The 18,275-nt window shown below is 65.2% G+C and carries 14 protein-coding genes; all 14 read left to right on the forward strand.

Features of this window, described 5'->3' with window-relative positions:
* Positions 1–15 precede the first annotated feature (15 nt).
* The 14 genes from F3J19_RS12125 (at position 16) to F3J19_RS12190 (ending at position 17,926) form a co-directional block, all read left to right on the forward strand.
* Positions 16–1,479, forward strand: a complete 1,464-nt coding sequence (locus F3J19_RS12125; RefSeq protein ID WP_167041361.1) for an NAD-dependent succinate-semialdehyde dehydrogenase — start codon at positions 16–18, stop codon at positions 1,477–1,479.
* 125 nt (positions 1,480–1,604) lie between these two features.
* Complete coding sequence (locus F3J19_RS12130) at positions 1,605–3,353, forward strand: solute:sodium symporter family transporter (protein ID WP_167041364.1); 1,749 nt, start codon at positions 1,605–1,607, stop codon at positions 3,351–3,353.
* On the forward strand, positions 3,349–5,427 hold the full coding sequence (locus F3J19_RS32605; protein WP_345891031.1) for an alpha-glucosidase: 2,079 nt from the start codon (positions 3,349–3,351) through the stop codon (positions 5,425–5,427). The genes F3J19_RS12130 and F3J19_RS32605 overlap by 5 nt, the downstream gene beginning before the upstream one ends.
* A complete protein-coding gene (locus tag F3J19_RS12140) occupies positions 5,424–6,239 on the forward strand; it encodes a TSUP family transporter (RefSeq protein WP_345889889.1) in 816 nt (271 codons plus the stop codon). Before F3J19_RS32605 ends, F3J19_RS12140 begins: the two co-directional genes overlap by 4 nt.
* A gap of 2 nt (positions 6,240–6,241) precedes the next feature.
* Positions 6,242–7,987, forward strand: coding sequence for an L-arabinonate dehydratase (gene araD, locus F3J19_RS12145; protein ID WP_205192793.1), 1,746 nt, complete (start codon positions 6,242–6,244; stop codon positions 7,985–7,987).
* Positions 7,988–7,994: 7 nt separating this feature from the next.
* The gene (locus tag F3J19_RS12150; RefSeq protein ID WP_240158900.1) at positions 7,995–8,831 is read left to right on the forward strand and encodes an aldolase/citrate lyase family protein; all 837 of its coding nucleotides are present in this window, start codon (positions 7,995–7,997) and stop codon (positions 8,829–8,831) included.
* Positions 8,832–8,833: 2 nt separating this feature from the next.
* Positions 8,834–9,742 carry an aldose 1-epimerase gene (locus F3J19_RS12155; RefSeq protein ID WP_167041373.1) on the forward strand — a complete coding sequence of 303 codons (909 nt, stop codon included), beginning with the start codon at positions 8,834–8,836 and terminating at the stop codon, positions 9,740–9,742.
* On the forward strand, positions 9,739–10,545 hold the full coding sequence (locus tag F3J19_RS12160; RefSeq protein ID WP_167041376.1) for an SDR family oxidoreductase: 807 nt from the start codon (positions 9,739–9,741) through the stop codon (positions 10,543–10,545). Before F3J19_RS12155 ends, F3J19_RS12160 begins: the two co-directional genes overlap by 4 nt.
* Positions 10,546–10,688: 143 nt before the next feature.
* Complete coding sequence (locus F3J19_RS12165; protein ID WP_167041379.1) at positions 10,689–11,735, forward strand: porin; 1,047 nt, start codon at positions 10,689–10,691, stop codon at positions 11,733–11,735.
* A 79-nt stretch (positions 11,736–11,814) separates the two neighbouring features.
* Positions 11,815–12,924 (forward strand): Gfo/Idh/MocA family oxidoreductase, encoded by a 1,110-nt coding sequence (locus F3J19_RS12170; protein WP_167041382.1) that lies wholly within the window; start codon positions 11,815–11,817, stop codon positions 12,922–12,924.
* A gap of 213 nt (positions 12,925–13,137) precedes the next feature.
* Complete coding sequence (locus F3J19_RS12175; protein WP_205192795.1) at positions 13,138–14,106, forward strand: Gfo/Idh/MocA family oxidoreductase; 969 nt, start codon at positions 13,138–13,140, stop codon at positions 14,104–14,106.
* Positions 14,107–14,235: 129 nt separating this feature from the next.
* Positions 14,236–15,273: a Gfo/Idh/MocA family oxidoreductase gene (locus F3J19_RS12180; protein ID WP_167041385.1), complete on the forward strand. Its 1,038-nt coding sequence runs from the start codon at positions 14,236–14,238 to the stop codon at positions 15,271–15,273.
* A 522-nt stretch (positions 15,274–15,795) separates the two neighbouring features.
* Positions 15,796–16,224, forward strand: coding sequence for a DoxX family protein (locus F3J19_RS12185; RefSeq protein WP_167041388.1), 429 nt, complete (start codon positions 15,796–15,798; stop codon positions 16,222–16,224).
* A 265-nt stretch (positions 16,225–16,489) separates the two neighbouring features.
* Positions 16,490–17,926 (forward strand): catalase, encoded by a 1,437-nt coding sequence (locus tag F3J19_RS12190; protein ID WP_167041976.1) that lies wholly within the window; start codon positions 16,490–16,492, stop codon positions 17,924–17,926.
* Positions 17,927–18,275: the final 349 nt, after the last annotated feature.

Below are 18,275 nucleotides of genomic sequence, written 5' to 3' on the forward strand. Positions count from 1 at the left end.
TTGACGGAACCCGACATGCCTGATCTGAAAGACCTTTCCCTGTTGCGCACGCAATGCCTGATCGGCGGCGCATGGCGCGCGGCGCACGACGGCCGCACGCTCGACGTCACCGACCCGGCGACGGGCGAGTTGATTGCCAGCGTGCCGTCGATGGCGGCCGCCGAAACGCGCGAGGCGATCGCCGCGGCGCAGGCGGCGCTGCCGTCGTGGCGCGCGCTGACGGCCAAAGCCCGCGCGGTGCTGCTGCACAAATGGCACGACCTGATGCTCGCCCACCAGGACGACCTCGCCTTGCTGATGACGGCCGAGCAGGGCAAGCCGCTGGCCGAGGCGAAGGGCGAGATCGCGTTTGCCGCGAGCTTCATCGAATGGTTCGCCGAGGAGGCGCGGCGGGTCGACGGCGACGTGATCGCCACGCCGTCGAACGACCGCCGGCTCGTCACGATTCGCCAGCCGGTCGGCGTTTGCGCGGCCATCACGCCGTGGAATTTCCCGGCGGCGATGATTACCCGCAAGGCGGGGCCGGCGCTCGCGGCGGGTTGCACGATGGTGCTCAAGCCCGCCTCGCAGACGCCGCTGTCGGCGCTCGCGCTGGCCGTGCTGGCCGAGCGCGCGGGCATTCCGGCCGGCGTGCTCAACGTCGTGACGGGCAACGCGCAGCGGATCGCCGAGGAACTGACGGGCAACCCGATCGTGCGCAAGCTGTCGTTCACGGGCTCGACCGACATCGGCGCGCGCCTGATGGAGCAGGGCGCGCGGCATATCCAGAAGCTGTCGCTGGAGTTGGGCGGCAACGCGCCGTTCATCGTGTTCGACGACGCCGATCTCGACGCCGCCATCGAAGGTGCGCTGATTTCGAAGTACCGCAATGCCGGGCAGACCTGCGTGTGCGCGAACCGCTTCTACGTGCAGGCCGGCATTTATGATGCCTTCGTCGACAAACTCGCGGCGCGCGTGCGCGAGCTGCGTTGCGGCGACGGCCGTGCCGCGTCGACGCAGATCGGCCCGCTGATCGACGATCGCGCGCTCGCCAAGGTGGGCGAGCTGGTCGCCGATGCCAAGGCGCACGGCGCGCAGGTGCTGTGCGGTGGCGAGCCGCTGGCATTCGACGGCGCGACCGCGCGCCACTACGCGCCGACTGTGCTGACGAACGTCACGCCCGGCATGCGCGTCGCGCGCGAGGAGATTTTCGGCCCGGTCGCGCCCGTCATGCGCTTCACCGACGAACAGGACGTGATTGCGCTCGCTAACGACACGGAGTTCGGTCTCGCCAGCTATTTCTACACGCGCGACATGGCGCGCGTGTGGCGCATCGCGGAAGCATTGGAATTCGGCATGGTGGGCATCAACACGGGGCTGATCTCGACAGCGGAAGCGCCGTTCGGCGGCGTCAAGCAGTCGGGGCTCGGACGCGAGGGTTCGAAATACGGCATCGACGAGTATCTGGAAATGAAGTACTTGTGCATGCAGGTGGCATAACGGCATGATCTCGCACGAACGTCTCGTGCAAAAATCGCAGCGCTGCGAAAAGTGGCGCGCGGGTTGCCGGCCGGAAAAGCCTCAATACAAGTCCGCCGGCGGCCTCAGAGAGAGATGAGGAGACAATGATTTTCACCATACTGAGCTTTGCGTTTTTCACCGCGCTGGTCGGCTTCGTGTCGTACCTGTTCACGCGTCGCGCGAAGGATCACGGCGCGCGCGGCTATTTCATGGCGAGCGGCGGGCTGACGGGCTGGTTCATCGCCGGCTCGATGATGCTGACCAATCTGTCGGTCGAGCAGATGGTCGGCCTGAACGGCGACGCCTACGCGAACAACCTCTCGGCGATGGCCTGGGAATGCACGGCGGCCGTCGCGACCGTGGCGCTGGCGATGTTCTTCCTGCCGCGCTACCTGCGCGGCGGCTTTTCGACGCTGCCGCAGTTTCTCGAGGAACGCTACGACGCGACCACGCGGCGCGTGGTGAGCGCGTTCTTCGTGGTCGGCTACATGCTGGTGGTGAACCCGGCCGGCCTGTATCTCGGCGCGATCACGTTCAACCAGGTGTTCGGCGTGCAGGCGCTGTTCGGCATGTCGTACGCGAGCACGATCACGATCCTGGTCTGGATGTCGGGGATCATCGGCGCGATGTATGCGGTGTTCGGCGGCTTGCGGGCGGTGGCGGTGTCCGACACGATCAACGGCATCGGCCTGCTGATCGGCGGCCTGATGGTGCCGGTGCTCGGCCTGCTCGCGCTCGGACATGGCGACTTCTTCTCCGGCGTGCACATCATCACGACCCAGGCGCCGGAGAAACTCTCGGCGATCGGCGGTCCGAAGGATTCGGTGCCGTTCGGCACGCTGTTTACCGGCATGATCTTCGCCAACCTGTTCTACTGGTGTACGAACCAGTCGATCGTGCAGCGCACGTTCGCGGCGAAGAACCTCGCCGAAGGCCAGAAGGGCGTGCTGCTGTCGGGCATGATGAAGCTGCTCGTGCCGCTCATCATGATGGTGCCGGGCATCATCGCGTTCCATCTGTATGCGGGCCATCCGCTGAGCCGTCCCGATCTCGCCTATCCGCAACTGGTGGCGGACGTGCTGCCGTGGTGGGCCAAAGGCTTCTTCGTCGCGGTGCTGTTCGGCACGGTGATGAGCCACTTCAACGCGGTCATCAACAGCACGGCGACGCTGATCGCCTTCGACTTCTATCGCGCATGGAAGCCCGATGCCAGCGACGAGAAACTGATTCGCGTCGGCAAGAGCGCGAGCGTGGCGATCGCCGTCATTTCGCTGCTGATCGCACCGTTGCTGATGTACGCGCCGGACGGCATCTACATCCTGATGCGCCGTTTCACCGGCTTCTACAACATCCCGATCATCGCGGTCGTGCTGGTGGGCTTCTTCAGCAAGCGGGTCGGCGCGTTCCCGGCGAAGATCGTGCTGCTGTTGCACGTGCTCATCTACGCGTTCGGCATCCTGCTGTTCCAGCTCGACAAGAAGTTCGGCATCAACTTCGTGCACGTGATGGGCATCCTGTTCGTGTTCGAAGTCTCGCTGATGCTGGTGCTCGGCCGGCGCCACCGCCGCGCGACGGCCTACGAGCCGCAACTGCGGCGCACCGGCGACATGACGCCGTGGCGTCACGCCAGCACCATGAGCGTGTTCCTGATGGCGATGCTCGTGACCATCTATCTCACCATGTCGCCGCTCGGCGTCGCGCGCCACGGCGGCGTCACGGTCCAGTACCAGGTCTTTATCGCGCTGACATGGGCTGTCGCGCTCGTGCTGATGGCGGTGTTCCGCCGCTGGACGCTGGCTCACGAGCGGCGCCTCGAATGGAACAGTTCGCCGAACGAATCGGGCGGACATTGACGGACCGGGATCGACCCAACGAACAGAACAGGCAAGGAAAAAACCGATGAACTGGCAGACAGAAGCGGATGGCAAGCTGGTATTGCGCGTGGCGGGCCGCACGCTGTTCGAGCACACGCCGCATGCGCCGGCCGTATTCGTGGGATGCGGCGTCGAGCGGATGGACATGTATCGCGGCAACTTCGACATCGAGGATTACGTCGAGGAGCGCGTCGCGCTGCGCGACGCGCGGCTCACGCCGCTGCCGGACGGCGGCGCGCGCATCGAGCTGGCCCGCGACGCGCAGGCGAAGCCGGAACTGACGATCGTCGCCAGCCAGTCGGCGCACGGCGTGCAGCTTGAGTTGTCGGCGCGCGACGGCATCAACCGCCTGTGGTGGCGCGTGCCCGCGCAGCACGACGAGCACGTGTGGGGCTGCGGCGAGCAGATGTCGTATTTCGATCTGCGCGGCCGCCATTTCCCGCTCTGGACCTCGGAGCCCGGCGTGGGCCGCGACAAGCACACCTATCTGACGTGGCAGGCCGACACGACCGCGAAGGCGGGCGGCGATTACTACCACACCAACTATCCGCAGCCGACCTTCGTGTCGTCGCAGAAGTACTGCCTGCACGCGGAAACGACGGCCTATGCCGATTTCGATTTCCGTCATGCCGAGCGTCACGAACTGCAATTCTGGGCGATTCCCGAGCGCTTCGAGTTCATCCTCGCCGACGATTACCCCACGCTCGTCGAGCGCGTCTCGCAACGCTTCGGCCGCCAGCCCGCGCTGCCCGCGTGGGTGATGGACGGCGCGATTCTCGGCCTGAAGAACGGCCGCGACCACGCGCAGCGGATCATGGAGCAAAGCGTGGCGGCGGGCCTGGCCGTGAGCGGCCTGTGGTGCGAGGACTGGGTCGGCATTCGTCAGACCTCGTTCGGCAAGCGGCTCTTCTGGGACTGGCGCTGGAACGAAACGCGCTACCCCGGCCACGCCGAATGGGTGAAGCAGCTCAACGCGCGCGGCGTGCGCTTTCTCGGCTACGTCAACCCGTATCTGTGCAACGACGGCACGCTGTACGCCGAGGCGAAGGCCGCCGGTTATCTGGCGACGCGCGCCGACGGCAGCGACTATCTGGTCGATTTCGGCGAGTTCGATTGCGGCGTGGTCGATTTCACGAACCCGGCCGCGGCGCGCTGGTTCGAAGAGCGGGTGATTCGCGGCGAGATGCTCGACCAGGGCCTCGACGGCTGGATGGCGGATTTCGGCGAATACCTGCCGATCGACGTGACGCTCGCCAACGGCGTCGATGCGAAGCTGATGCACAACGCGTGGCCCACGCTGTGGGCAGAGGCGAACGCGCGCGCGATCGCGGCGGCGGGCCGCACCGGCGACGCGGTGTTCTTCATGCGCGCGGGCTATACCGGCGTGCAGGCGCATTGCCCGCTGCTGTGGGCCGGCGACCAGTCGGTCGACTTCACGCGCCACGACGGCTTGCAGACCGTAATCTGCGGCGCGTTGTCGTCGGGGCTGCTCGGCAATGCCTATCACCATAGCGACATCGGCGGCTACACCAGCCTGTTCGGCAATACGCGCACGCCGGAGCTGTTCCAGCGCTGGGCGGAAATGGCGGCCTTCACGCCGATGATGCGCACGCACGAAGGCAACCGGCCCGACGAGAACTTCCAGTTCTGGCAGAACGACGCGGTGCTCGCGCACTTCGCGCGCATGACGCGCGTGTTCGTCGCGCTGAAGCCGTACGTGCGCGAACTCGTCGACGAGGCGGCGTCGCGCGGCCTGCCGCTGCAGCGTCCGCTGTTCCTGCACTACGAGCAGGATCGTGCGACCTACGCGATCCAGGACCACTACCTGTACGGCCGCGATCTGCTGGTCGCGCCGGTGCATGCGGCCGACGTCACGCAATGGCGCGTCTACCTGCCGCAAGGCGATGCGTGGACGCATCTATGGAGCGGCACGCGCTACGAAGGCGGCCAGCATGTCGAGGTCGCCGCGCCGCTCGGCGAGCCGCCGGTCTTCGTGCGCCACGGCGCCGCGCGCGAGGCGCAATTGCTGGCGCTCGGGAAGGACGCGAAGTGAGCGCGTTTCTGCATCATCTGCTGTTCGCGGTCTGCGTAGCGACCGCGACGTTTACGCAGAGCCTGACCGGCTTCGCGTTCGGGCTCGTGCTGCTCGGCCTCGTCGCGGTGTTCCATCTCGCGCCGTTGCCGGTCGCGGCAAATGTCGTCACGATGATGATACTGGCCAATGCCGCGATGCTGGTGCGCCGCGTACCGGCCCTGCCGCGCAGCCTGCTGGTGCCGTCGTATGGCAGCAGCCTCGTCGGCGTGGCGATCGGCGCGTGCCTGCTGGCGTGGCTGTCGGACAATGCGATCGGCGCGGTGCGCTTCGCGCTCGGCGTGGCGATTCTGGCGTGCAGCGTGCTGCTGGTCGTGCAGACGAAGCCGCGCGCGCAGCTCGGCTCGACCGCCAGCTTCGTGTTTTACGGCGGTATTTCGGGCGTAATGGGCGGCGTGTTCGCGAGCGCCGGTCCGCCGATGGTGTTTCATCTGTATCGCCAGCCGCTCGACCGCATCGTCGTGCGCGATACGCTGGTGTTGCTGTTCGCGATCAACGCCGTGTTGCGGCTCATCATCGTGCTGGCCCAGCACCGTTTCGACGCGGCTTCGGTGGCGTTGAGCCTCGAGGCGCTGCCGGTCGTGCTGGTCGTCACCTGGCTCGCGCGCCGGTATCCGCCGAACTGGTCTCCGGTCGCGGTGCGGCGCGTGGTCTTCGTGCTGCTGGCGATCGCGGGCGGCAGTCTCGTCGCGCCGGCTATCACCGGCGCCGGCACGGCGGCGCACGCGAAGACGGCGGCGCTTATTTATCAATCTGGCAACCTCACGGCTTGAACATGGTGCAACGAAAACTCAAACAACTCAGCGAATTGCGCAGCCAGCGCTGGCTCGCGCCCGACGACATGCGTTCGTTCGCGCATCGTCAGCGCCTGCAGCAGATGGGGTTGCGCCGCGAGGAATTCATGTCGCGCCCGGTGATCGGCATCATCAATACGTGGAGCGATCTGTCGCCGTGCCATGCGCATCTGCGCGAGCGCGCCGAAGCCGTCAAGCGCGGCATTCTGCAGGCGGGCGGCATGCCGTTCGAACTGCCGGCGATGTCGCTCGGCGAAGTGATGGTCAAGCCGACCACGATGATCTACCGCAATTTTCTCGCGATGGAAACCGAGGAATTGCTGCGCTCGCTGCCGATCGACGGCGCGGTGCTGATGGGCGGCTGCGACAAGACCACGCCCGGCCTGATGATGGGCGCGCTGTCGGCGGACCTGCCGTGCATCTTCGTGCCGGCCGGCCCGATGCTCAGCGACCGGCATCGTGGCCAGGTGGTCGGCGCGGGTACGCACACGAAGAAGTTCTGGGACGAATACGTGGCCGGCAATATCGAGCAGCCCGAATGGATTTCGCTCGAAGCGCGCATGACGCGCGCGCCCGGCACCTGCAACACGATGGGCACGGCCAGCACGATGACCTCGATCGTCGAGGCGATGGGCTTCACGCTGCCGGGCGCGACGAGCATTCCGGCGATGGACGCCTCGCATACGCGGATGTGCTCCGCGAGCGGCGAGCGCATCGTCGGAATGGTCTGGGAAGACCTGAAGCCGAGCCGCTTCTTCACGCACGAGTCGGTCGAGAACGGCATCGTGACCTACATGGCGCTCGGCGGTTCGACGAACGCGGCGATTCACACGATCGCGATCGCCGGACGCGGCAACGTGCCGCTCACGCTCGACGACATCGAGCGCGTCGGCAAGCGCATTCCGGTGCTGGCCGACGTGTTTCCGTCCGGCCAGCGGCTCATGGAAGACTTCTATTACGCGGGCGGCATCCCGGCCTTGCTGGGCGTCGTGAAGGCGCATCTGTCGCTCGACTGCATGACCGTCACGGGCGCGACGCTCGGCGAAAACCTCGCGCGCTTCGAAGCCGGGCAGCGTCCGCAGGGCGAGGACGCGATCCGGCCGCTGACCGATCCGGTCAGCGAACGCGGTGCGCTCGGCGTGCTGCGCGGCAATCTCGCGCCGAGCGGCGCGGTCATCAAGCCGAGCTCGGCGAGCCCGCATCTGATGAAGCATCGCGGCCGCGCGCTCGTGTTCGATTCGATCGCCGAGATGAACGCGAAGATTCACGACCCCGCACTCGACGTCGACGCGGACACCGTGCTCGTGCTGCGCGGCGGCGGCCCGGTCGGCGCGCCCGGCATGCCCGAGTGGGGCAACCTGCCGATTCCGAAGAAGCTGCTCGCGGCCGGCGTGCGCGACATGGTGCGCATCTCGGATGCGCGCATGAGCGGCACCCACTACGGCACCTGCGTGCTGCACGTCGCGCCCGAAGCGGCGGCGGGTGGCCCGCTCGCGCTGATCCGCACCGGCGACACGATCGAACTCGACGTGGCAGCCGGCCGCCTCGACGTGCTGCTGACCGACGACGAACTGGCGCGTCGCCGCGCCGACTGGCACGCGCCGCCGAAGCCGCGCAAGCGCGGCTATATCCGCCTGTACGTGGAGCATGTTTCGCAAGCGGACAAGGGCTGCGACTTCGACTTTCTGACGGGCTTTGAAGAACCCGTCGAGCCACCCATTTTCTAGGACGCACATGATGAGCAACCGAAGCAAGCAGGACCCGTCGCGCAACGCGTTTCGCGACGCGCTGAAGCGCACCGCGGACAGCACGATGCGCGCGCATCCGCTCGGCACCTGGCTGATGTCCGGCGCGGCGTCGACCGCCGAGGCGCTCGGCCACGCCGGTTTCGACTGGCTGCTGATCGACATGGAGCACGCGCCGCTCGAATTCACCGACGTGCTGCATATGCTGCAAGCCGTCGAATGCGGCGGCGCGGCGTCGATCGTGCGCCTCGCGCGCAACGACGCGACCCTCGCGAAGCGGGCGCTCGACATGGGCGCGGCCACGCTGATGTTCCCGTATGTGCAGAGTCCCGAAGAGGCGCGCGCGGCCGTCGCCTCGATCAAGTTCCCGCCGCTCGGCACGCGCGGTTTCGCGGCGATGCATCGCGCGAGCCGCTATGGCACCTGGAGCGAGTTCGGCAAGCGCGCCAATGAAGCGACCGCCTGCATCGTGCAACTCGAAACACCCGAGGCCATTACGCGGCTCGAAGAGATCGCGGCCGTGCCCGGTGTCGACGCGCTGTTCGTCGGGCCCGGCGATCTGTCGGCGGCGATGGGCAAGATCGGCAATCTGGCCGATGCGGACGTGCGTGCCGCGCTGGCCGATTGCGCGCGCCGGGCGAACGCGATCGGCATGCCGATCGGCATCGTCGGACCGACGCCCGAGATGGTCAGCGAGTTCGTCGCGATGGGCTACGACTACGTGGCGATCGCGTCCGACCTCGGCATGATGATGCGCCAGGCCGGCGCTTTCATCGCCGCGCTGGACAAGGTTCAGGTCAGCGTCAACGCGGGCGGGCCGTACTAACCATGCCAGGCACTCCGGAACTGTTCGCGCTGCGTAGCGACGCATGGCAGCTGCGCATCGCGCCCTCGCTCGGCGGCGCGATCGTCGATGCGCGCTGGCATGGCCGCGATGTGCTGCGCCCGATGCCGGACGCCGAGCTTTCGGCACGCAACGTGCGCAAGAGCGCGTGCTATCCGCTCGTGCCGTTTTCGAATCGCATCGCGTTCGGCGCGTTTCGTTTCGGCGATACGCAGTACACCTTGACGAATAACCTGGCCGGAATCCAGCACGCGATTCATGGCGTCGGTTTTCAGCAGCCCTGGCAAGTGACGGAGAGCGAGGCGAGCGCGCTCGACATGCGGCTCGTGCACACGCCCGACGAACACTGGCCGTTCGCATTCGACGCGCGGCAGCGCATCGAGATCGACGGCGACGTGCTGCGGCTGAGCCTGCGCATCGTCAATACCGGCGCCGAGGCCGCGCCGTGCGGCGCGGGCTGGCATCCGTTCTTTCCGCTCGATACGGAGGCGGGGCCGACCACGCTCGCGACCGGATGGGCCGCGATGCTGGTGACCGACGCCGACGATCTGCCGTGCGCGAGCGTGTCGCCGTCCGCGTTCGGCGCGCTCGACGACACCGTCGTCGACAACTGCTTTACCGGCTGGAGCGGTGCCGCGACGATCGACACGCCGCATCACCGGATCGCGATTGCAGCGGGCGACACGCTGCGCTGTGCCGTGCTGTTTCGCCCGGCCGGGCAGCCGTTTTTCGCCTTCGAGCCGGTGAGCCACGCGAACAACGCGCTGAACGGCAACGCGCCGCCGATGCATGTGCTCGCGCCCGGCGACGCGCTCGAGGCGCACATGTCGATCGCATTGCAGGCACTTCCGGCCACATTCGCCGCCCCATTCGGCAACAGGAGACAAGCATGAATTCAAACCGTCCGCTGTATCCGGCGCTCGCCGGACAGGTGACGTTCATATCGGGCGGCGCGTCGGGCATCGGCGCGGCCCTCGTCGAAGCGTTCTGGGAGCAGGGCGCGCAGGTGGCCTTCTGCGATCTCGACGAAGAAGCCGGCCATGCGCTCTGCGAGCGGCTCGGCAACGCGGCGCCGAGCGCGGCGGTCGAGCGCCTGCGACCGTGGTTCGCGCGCTGCGACGTGCGCGACATCGACGCCTATCGCGCGGTGCTCGACGTGGCGGCGCGCCAGCTCGGGACGATCCGCACGCTGGTCAACAACGCGGGCCGCGATACGCGCCATGCGCTCGACGATCTCTCGGTCGAGATGTGGCACGAGATGCTGGCCGTCAATCTGACGCACCACGTGTTCGCGACGCAGCGCGTGGCGCCCGGCATGCGCGAGGCGGGCGGCGGCTCGATCATCAATCTCGGCTCGATCTCCTGGCTGCGCGGGCGTCCCAACCTGATCGGCTACACGGCTTCGAAGGCGGCGATTTCGGGGATCACGCGCACGCTCGCACGCGAGCTCGGCGAGCACGGCATCCGCGTCAACGCGGTGCTGCCGGGCGCCGTCGTCACGCCACGGCAGACGGCGCTGTGGCGCGATCCCGCCGCCGATCAGCAGTTTCTCGATTTGCAGTGTCTGAAATATCGCGTCGTGCCCGAGCATGTCGCGGACGCTGCGTTGTTTCTCGCAAGCCCGCAGGCGATGGCGATCACGGGACAGAACCTGGTCGTCGACGCGGGACTCGCTCAGGTGTCGGTAGTCGGATAGGAGGGTAGCGGCGGTTCCCGTGCGTTCAATAGGTAAGCAGACCCGAAGTAAAAAATAAACATCTCTGGAGATCTCTGATGCTTTACACGAAAAAGCGCCTGAAAAAGGGCGCGCGGGTACGCTCGTGCCTGCGAAATGGATTAATGTTCTCAGCGCTGGCTGCGGCGGGGCATTCCACCGCGTGGGCGCAATCGACGCTGACGCTGTATGGGATCGTCGATTCGGCCTTGCAGTACGGCAAATTCAACGACAACGTGAGCCCGACGGCGATGGCCGCGAGCGGCAACCTGCAGGCCTCGCGCTTCGGCTTTCGCGGCAGCGAAGACTTGGGCGGCGGCTACCGGGCGAACTTCCAGCTCGAAACCGGCTTCAGCACGTATACGGGTGTGGCCGGCGGCTCGACGCTGTTCAATCGCGGCGCGTCGGTCGGGTTGTCGAGCACGCAGTACGGCAGCGTCGACGCGGGCTACATGTATCTGCCGATTTACTGGGTGTTTCTGGCTTCGGACGTCTCGACCTACGGTCTTTCGAACCCGGCCGCGATCATGTCGCTGGAACACTCGTCGACGCTCGGCAAGTCGGGCACGGGCGGCTTCTATCCGAACGCCGTGCGTTACCGCACGCCGAACTACTACGGCCTGTCGAGCGAAATCGGTTATTCGTTCGGCTCGCAGAACGCTTCGGGTCAAACGGCCGACGGCCGCAACGTCGGCATGAACGTGATGTACCAGCGCTTCGGCATGATGCTCGGCTACGCGGTCAATCGCTACCAGTACTACGCGAACACGACCACGCTGACGCCGTCGTCGCAACTGACGCAGGTCGTTGCCGCAACGTATGGCTATGGCGGCAACTTCATCGGCACCAACTACGTCTATTCGAAGCGCACCGATTCGACCAACTGGTTTGCGTCCGCGTTTCTCGTCAACGCGAAGATTCCGGCGGGCCACGGCGACATCGAACTCGGTGTCTCGCGGCGCATCCAGAGCGCGAATGCGCGCGCGATGGCCTATGACGTGGGCTATGTGTACTTCCTGTCGAAGCGCACGCAACTGTATGGCTATGCTTCGATGATCTCGAACAACAGCCATTCGAATCAGGGGTTCGGACTGCTGAACCCGAATTATGCGACGGTGACGCCGGGCTTCGATCCGTGGGTGGTGACGGCCGGCTTGCGCACGTCTTTCTGAGTTTCGCATGCGCTGAGCGAAGTCGCGACGACACGCGCAACGCGCATCGAATCGTTTTTTATCAAGCAAGGAGAAAGGTATGAATGCACCGCTTAGATACGGCGTGATCGGCGCCGGGATGATGGGACAGGAACACCTGCGCAATATCGCGCTGCTGCCGAACGCGGTCGTCACGGCACTGGCCGATCCGCATGCGGAATCGATTGCCGGCGCGAAGCAGGCGGCCGGGCGCGACGACGTGAAGGTGTTCGCGGACTATCGCGATCTGCTCGCGAGCGACGCTTGCGACGTGCTCGTCGTGGCGACGCCGAACGATACGCATCGGGCCGTGCTCGACGATATTTTCGCCGCACCGAAGGCTTTCCCGACGCTGGTCGAAAAGCCGCTGTGCACCTCGATGGAAGATTGCCGGCATCTGGCCGCCGCCGCGAAGGCGCATCGCGCGCCGCTGTGGGTCGGCATGGAGTACCGCTACATGCCGCCGATGACGGCGATGATCGACGAGATTCGCGCGGGCACGATCGGCGATTTGCGGATGTTCTCGATTCGCGAGCATCGTCATCCGTTCCTGATCAAGGTCGGCGACTGGAACCGCTTTTCCGAGCGCACGGGCGGCACGCTGGTCGAGAAGTGCTGCCACTTCTTCGACCTGATGCGTCTCGTCGTCGGCGACGAAGCCGTGCGCGTGTTCGCCTCGGGCGGCGCCGACGTCAACCATCGCGACGAGCGGTATGACGGCAAGACGCCCGATATCATCGACCACGCCTATGTGATCGTCGAATTTGCAAGCGGCCGGCGCGCGAGCCTCGACCTCTGCATGTTCGCGGACGGCGAGTATTGGCAGGAAGTCTTTGCGGCGGTCGGCGACCAGGGTAAGGTGGAGTGCCTCGTGCCGGGCGCAAGCAAGCACTGGCCCGGCCGCGGCGAGCAGCAGGCCGAACTGGTGGTGAGCCCGCGCGATCCGAAGGGGCCGGTGCGGCGCACGGTCGAGGTCGACGAGAAGCTGCTCAGCATCGGCGCGCACCATGGCTCGACGTATTTCGAGCATCTCGGGTTCCAGCGTGCGGTGCTCGAAGGCAAGCCGGTCGAAGTCTCGTTGCAGGACGGTTTGAAGGCCGTGATGATCGGTTTGGCGGCCGAGCAGTCCATCAAGGAAAATCGCGTGATCGAGATTCCGAAGCTGGATTGAGGCTGTGCATGGCGGCTGTGGTGAATGACGGCCATGGATCGCGGCAGTAAATCATGGCTGTGAGTCATGGCAGTGAAGCCGCTGCCGTGAAACGAAGCCATGAAAGACCAGCTGTCATCTCGTTGACCAGGCCGCGCGGGCGCGGATGCTGCGCAGGCATCCGCGCCCGCCGTTTAGTTACCGGGTAATCAATTCAAGTGAATGGAAATAGCGATGACTCAAATTTTGCGCTGGGGCGTATTGGGCGCCGCGAAAATTGCCGATAAGCGCGTGGTGCCCGCGATCCGGAATTCGGGCAACGCCCGCGTCACCGCCGTCGCGAGCCGCGATGCCGCGCGCGCGCAAGCATTTGCGCGGCAGCATCAGATCGATCAGGTGCTCGACAGCTACGAAGCAGTGGTCGAGAGCGACGACGTCGACGCCGTTTATATTCCGCTGACGACGGCGCATCACTTCGAGTGGTGCAAGAAAGCACTGGCGGCCGGCAAGCACGTGCTCTGCGAAAAACCGATCGCGCTGCGAGCGGACGAGGTCCGCGAACTGATCGCCTTGCGCGACGCGACGGGGCTCGTGTGCGCCGAGGCATTCATGGTCGCGCATCATCCGCAATGGGCCTTCGTGCGCGACAGTCTCGCGCAGGGCCTGTTGGGAGAACTGAAGCGCGTCGAAGGATGCTTTACCTATTTCAACGACGACCCCAACGCATTTCGCAACAACCGCGAACTCGGCGGCGGCGGCGTGCGCGACATCGGCGTTTATCCGGTGGTCACGACGCGCATCGCAACGGGGCTCGAACCGACTTCGGTGCAGGCGGATGTGGTGATCGATCCGCGTTTCGGCACCGATTGCTTTACGAGCGGCACGCTGGAGTTTCCCGGCTTCTCGATGCAGTTCTACTGCGGAACCCAGCTAGCGCGCCGGCAGGAAATGGCGTTTCATGGCACTCATGGCTGGATGAGTCTCGATGCGCCGTTCAATCCGGGCGTCTATGGTCCGTCCGTGGTGCGGCATCGCGACGATCGCACCGGCGAGACCCACATCACCACGTTCGACGGCGTCGATCAGTATCAGTTGATGGTGGAAGACTTCGCGCGGACGGTATTCGGCGAGCAGGAGGACGTGGCCTTTTCGCTCGAAAGCTCGCTGAACAATCAGGTGATCGTCGACCAGATCCTCGCCTAGCGATGCGGGCTGCACACCCGGCGTGGCGCGCGAGCGCCCATGCCTTGCATGACAGGCTTGCGCCACTCGCACCATTCGCGGCAGCGGCTTGCGCTGCGCCGTCCATCCGCTGACAGGAGAAAGCGCCTCATGACTGCACCGTTGCAAATCGGCCTGATCGGCTACGGCTTCTCCGGCCAGTTCTTTCACGCGCCCGTGATCGCGCATAGCGGTGCGGCGCGACTGGCCGCGATCGCGACGAGCCAGCGCGAACGTGCCCAGGCCGACTACCCCGAGGCGGCGATCGTCGACGGCCTCGACGCGCTGCTCGCGCTCGATGCTGTCGAATGCGTCGTGATCGCGACGCCCAACGACACGCACTTCGACCTCGCGCGCCGCACGCTCGAGTACGGCAAGCATGTACTCGTCGACAAGCCGGTCACGCTGAGCGCCGCGGAGTCGCGCACGCTCGCGGTCATCGCGAAGCAGCGCGGCCTCGTGTTCGCGCCGTTCCACAACCGCCGCTGGGACGGCGACTTCCTCACCGTGCGCGAACTGGTCGCGAGCGGCGAGCTGGGCCGCATCACGCGCTACGAGTCGCATTTCGACCGCCTCGGCCTGGGCGCGCGCCAGGCTGCCGCGCGCAGCGGCGGCCTGCTCTATGGCCTCGGTCCGCATCTGATCGATCAGGCGCTCGCGCTGTTCGGCGCGCCCGAGTCGGTCGCCGCGTTCGTCCAGACGCGTCGCGAGCAGGCGGGTGCGCCCGATTTTGCTCACCTCGTGTTGCACTACCCGAGCCACGACGCCGTGCTGCACGCCAGCGCGCTCGCCACGTATGCGCCGCGGTTCGCGATTCATGGCACGCGCGGCAGCTATCTGAAGCACGGGTTCGATGCGCAGGAAGCGCAACTCAAGGCCGGCTTGTACCCGGGCCAGCCCGGTTTCGGCGAAGGTAACGGAGTTGGCCAGTTGCATGTGTTGCGCGACGACGGCCAGCCGGCCGACCGCGAAGTGCCCAATGCCGCCGGCAATTATGCGGATCTGTATCGCGCGCTTGCGGCGGCAGTTCGCGAAGGCAAGCCGTTCCCGGTGAGCCCGCAGGACGTTATCGACGTCATGACGCTGATCGACCTCGCGATGCAAAGCGCGAGGGAAGGCCGCACGCTGCCATTCGTGCGGCAGGCCTGAGGCGGCTCTTTCGCGGGCGCTTTCTTGCATCTACGTTGCGCCCGCGTTGCGGCTGCATTGGCGGTTGCCGCCGCGAGCTTGCGGGCTTGCTATCTTGCAGACGGCAGCCGCTCGCGTCTCCGACGGAGATAGCGGCGGCGTATCGCATAACGTCATTGCATTATCGTCAATACAGATTTTCTGTCTTTGATAACCGGTCTTTTATCGAATTCAAATTGAGTTCGACAGTACTGTCTCTCTCCCGCTGAGCAAGCTTCTCGCGAGTTCGTCGCGCATCGATGCAGGCACTCGGCATTCACGCGCATATCCGCATATTTGCACGAACGGTTCCGTTGGAATGCGCGGTTTGCGCACGGCCGTCCCCCTACAATTAGCGCACCCATAGCGCTGAACCGCCCGCCGGATCGGCAAAGCCACAAGGCATTTCCCGTTGGGTACGAGGCCGCTGTGCGCCGCTTTTTTCACCGCACGCACGGGCCGCTATTCGCATGAGTCCGCACTCGCGGACTCGCCGCCGCATTGATGGAGATATTCGCTTTGACACCTGCGCCCATTGTCCGCCTGCTCGAAAATCGATGGTTTGGTTTGCTGGCACGTATCGCTCTGACCTTTCCGTACTGGACAAGCGGTATTGCGAAACTACTCAATCTGAAGGGCGCATTGGCCGAGGCTCACGCCCTGGGTCTGCATCCTGCCGTACCGATCATCGCGGTGACGATCTTTATCGAACTCGGCGCTTCGCTGGCCGTCATCAGCAGCCGCCTGACCTGGCTCGCCGCCGGCGCGCTGGGCGTATTCACCGCCAGTGCCGCCGCAATCGCTTATCCGTTCTGGGCCGACCCCGATACCATCGTGCGCTTCACCGACCGTAACGCCTTCTTCGAGCATATCGGCCTGATTGGCGGCTGCGTGCTCGCATCGATATTGGCCGATCGGGAGCATCGGCAGTAAAGGGCGTCGGCTCGGGCGAGCGCATCGGGGCGGTTTTTTCGCGGAGATGTCCACGGATAGGCCGCCAGCGCAGGCGATGCGCCCGCACCTTCGCACGATGCGCTCCTTCGGTTGAGCCTGCCTTGCCTGTATAGATTCCCAACGCAGTAGATCCGATGCAGCGAATGATGATCGCGGCGTATCGCCGCTCGTCGTTTCGCTGCAGCTTCCCATTGATAGGGTTTCAAGGAAAACAACCATGGTCCAAAAATCGACGGAACCGAACATGACCCATGCGGCCGGTGCTCCCGTCAGCGACAACGTCAACATTCAGACGGCCGGCCCGCGTGGCCCCGCGCTGCTGCAGGACGTCTGGCTGATCGAGAAGCTTGCGCATTTCGATCGCGAGGTGATCCCGGAGCGCCGCATGCATGCGAAGGGCGCGGGCGCTTACGGCACGTTCACGGTGACGCACGACGTCACGCGCTACACGAAGGCGAAGATGTTTGCGGAAGTCGGCAAACAGACGCCGCTGTTCGCGCGCTTCTCGACGGTGGCCGGCGAACGCGGCGCGGCGGATGCCGAGCGCGACATTCGCGGCTTCGCGCTGAAGTTCTATACCGACGAAGGCAACTGGGACATGGTCGGCAATAACACGCCGGTGTTCTTTTTCCGCGACCCGCTGCGGTTCCCCGATCTGAACCACGCGATCAAGCGCGATCCGCGTACCGGCATGCGCAGCGCCGAGAGCAACTGGGATTTCTGGTCGCTGCTGCCCGAAGCACTGCACCAGGTCACGATCGTGATGAGCGAGCGCGGTATTCCGCGTACGTTCCGCCATATGCACGGTTTCGGCAGCCACACTTATAGCTTCATCAATGCCGAGAACGAACGCACGTGGGTCAAGTTCCATTTCCGCACGGAGCAGGGCGTCGAGAACCTGAGCGATTCGGAAGCGGAAGCACTGATTGCCAAGGACCGCGAGACGCATCAGCGCGATCTGTTCGACAGCATCGAGCGCGGCGATTTTCCGCGCTGGACCTTGCTCATTCAGGTCATGACGGATGCGCAGGCCAAGGCATTCCAGTTCAATCCGTTCGATCTGACGAAGGTGTGGCCGAAGGGCGACTATCCGCTGATCGAAGTCGGCTATTTCGAACTGAACCGCAATCCGGAGAACTTCTTCGCCGAAACCGAGCAGGTCGCGTTTTCGCCGTCGAACATCGTGCCCGGTATCGGCTACTCGCCGGACAAGATGCTGCAGGCGCGCCTCTTCTCGTATCCGGATGCGCAACGCTACCGGCTCGGCGTGAACTTCAACCATATCCCCGTCAATGCGCCGAAGTGCCCGTTCCATAGCTATCATCGCGACGGCGCGATGCGCACCGACGGCAACCTCGGCGGCACGCCGTCGTACTGGCCGAACAGCAAGGGCGTCTGGATCGATCAGCCGCAACTCAACGAGCCGCCGCTCGAACTCGACGGCGCGGCCGCTCATTGGGATCATCGCGTCGACGAAGATCACTATCAGCAGCCGGGCATTCTCTTCAGAAGCATGAATGCGGCGCAACGGCAGACGCTGTTCGATAACACGGCGCGGCAGCTTGCCGGCGTGTCGAAGGACATTCAGCAGCGTCACATCGGCAATTGCGCAAAAGCCGATCCGGACTATGGCGCGGGTATCGAAGCGGCGCTTGCACGACTCGCGAGCGAGAAGAAGTAACGCGTTGGCGGGGCGTGCCGTCATGACCGGTTGCCGCTGTTGTGCATGCCTTGCATGTGGCGGTGCGAGCGGCGCTTTGAACGGGAAGCGACGGGAAGCGGGCAGCAAGCAGTACGTTGCCGCGTTCCCGGCCGGTCAGGCGGATTGTATGCGTCGCGCATGAAAACAGATGCGATCCTGTATGATCGCATCTGTCTAGCAGGACAAATGCTGGATGCGAGAAAGATTAGTCGTTTGTTTTCTTGCAGGTAACCTCACATAATAAACCCGCTCCACGGCGAATTCGAAGAGAGACCGCGGCGCTGGATCATATGAATGTTGTGTATCGGACATCAAAGGCATTGTTGAG

The organism is Burkholderia sp. Ax-1724 (assembly GCF_011752995.1).
GTDB lineage: Bacteria > Pseudomonadota > Gammaproteobacteria > Burkholderiales > Burkholderiaceae > Paraburkholderia.

What these genes read in the sequence shown, in the direction of transcription:
- F3J19_RS12170 (WP_167041382.1), top strand. Translation starts at nt 11,815, where the DNA reads ATGAATGCACCGCTTAGATACGGCGTGATCGGCGCCGGGATGATGGGA.
- F3J19_RS12130 (WP_167041364.1), top strand. Translation starts at nt 1,605, where the DNA reads ATGATTTTCACCATACTGAGCTTTGCGTTTTTCACCGCGCTGGTCGGC.
- F3J19_RS12190 (WP_167041976.1), top strand. Translation starts at nt 16,490, where the DNA reads ATGACCCATGCGGCCGGTGCTCCCGTCAGCGACAACGTCAACATTCAG.
- F3J19_RS12165 (WP_167041379.1), top strand. Translation starts at nt 10,689, where the DNA reads ATGTTCTCAGCGCTGGCTGCGGCGGGGCATTCCACCGCGTGGGCGCAA.
- F3J19_RS12150 (WP_240158900.1), top strand. Translation starts at nt 7,995, where the DNA reads ATGATGAGCAACCGAAGCAAGCAGGACCCGTCGCGCAACGCGTTTCGC.
- F3J19_RS12180 (WP_167041385.1), top strand. Translation starts at nt 14,236, where the DNA reads ATGACTGCACCGTTGCAAATCGGCCTGATCGGCTACGGCTTCTCCGGC.
- F3J19_RS12155 (WP_167041373.1), top strand. Translation starts at nt 8,834, where the DNA reads ATGCCAGGCACTCCGGAACTGTTCGCGCTGCGTAGCGACGCATGGCAG.
- F3J19_RS12175 (WP_205192795.1), top strand. Translation starts at nt 13,138, where the DNA reads ATGACTCAAATTTTGCGCTGGGGCGTATTGGGCGCCGCGAAAATTGCC.
- F3J19_RS12185 (WP_167041388.1), top strand. Translation starts at nt 15,796, where the DNA reads ATGGAGATATTCGCTTTGACACCTGCGCCCATTGTCCGCCTGCTCGAA.
- F3J19_RS12125 (WP_167041361.1), top strand. Translation starts at nt 16, where the DNA reads ATGCCTGATCTGAAAGACCTTTCCCTGTTGCGCACGCAATGCCTGATC.
- F3J19_RS12160 (WP_167041376.1), top strand. Translation starts at nt 9,739, where the DNA reads ATGAATTCAAACCGTCCGCTGTATCCGGCGCTCGCCGGACAGGTGACG.
- araD (WP_205192793.1), top strand. Translation starts at nt 6,242, where the DNA reads ATGGTGCAACGAAAACTCAAACAACTCAGCGAATTGCGCAGCCAGCGC.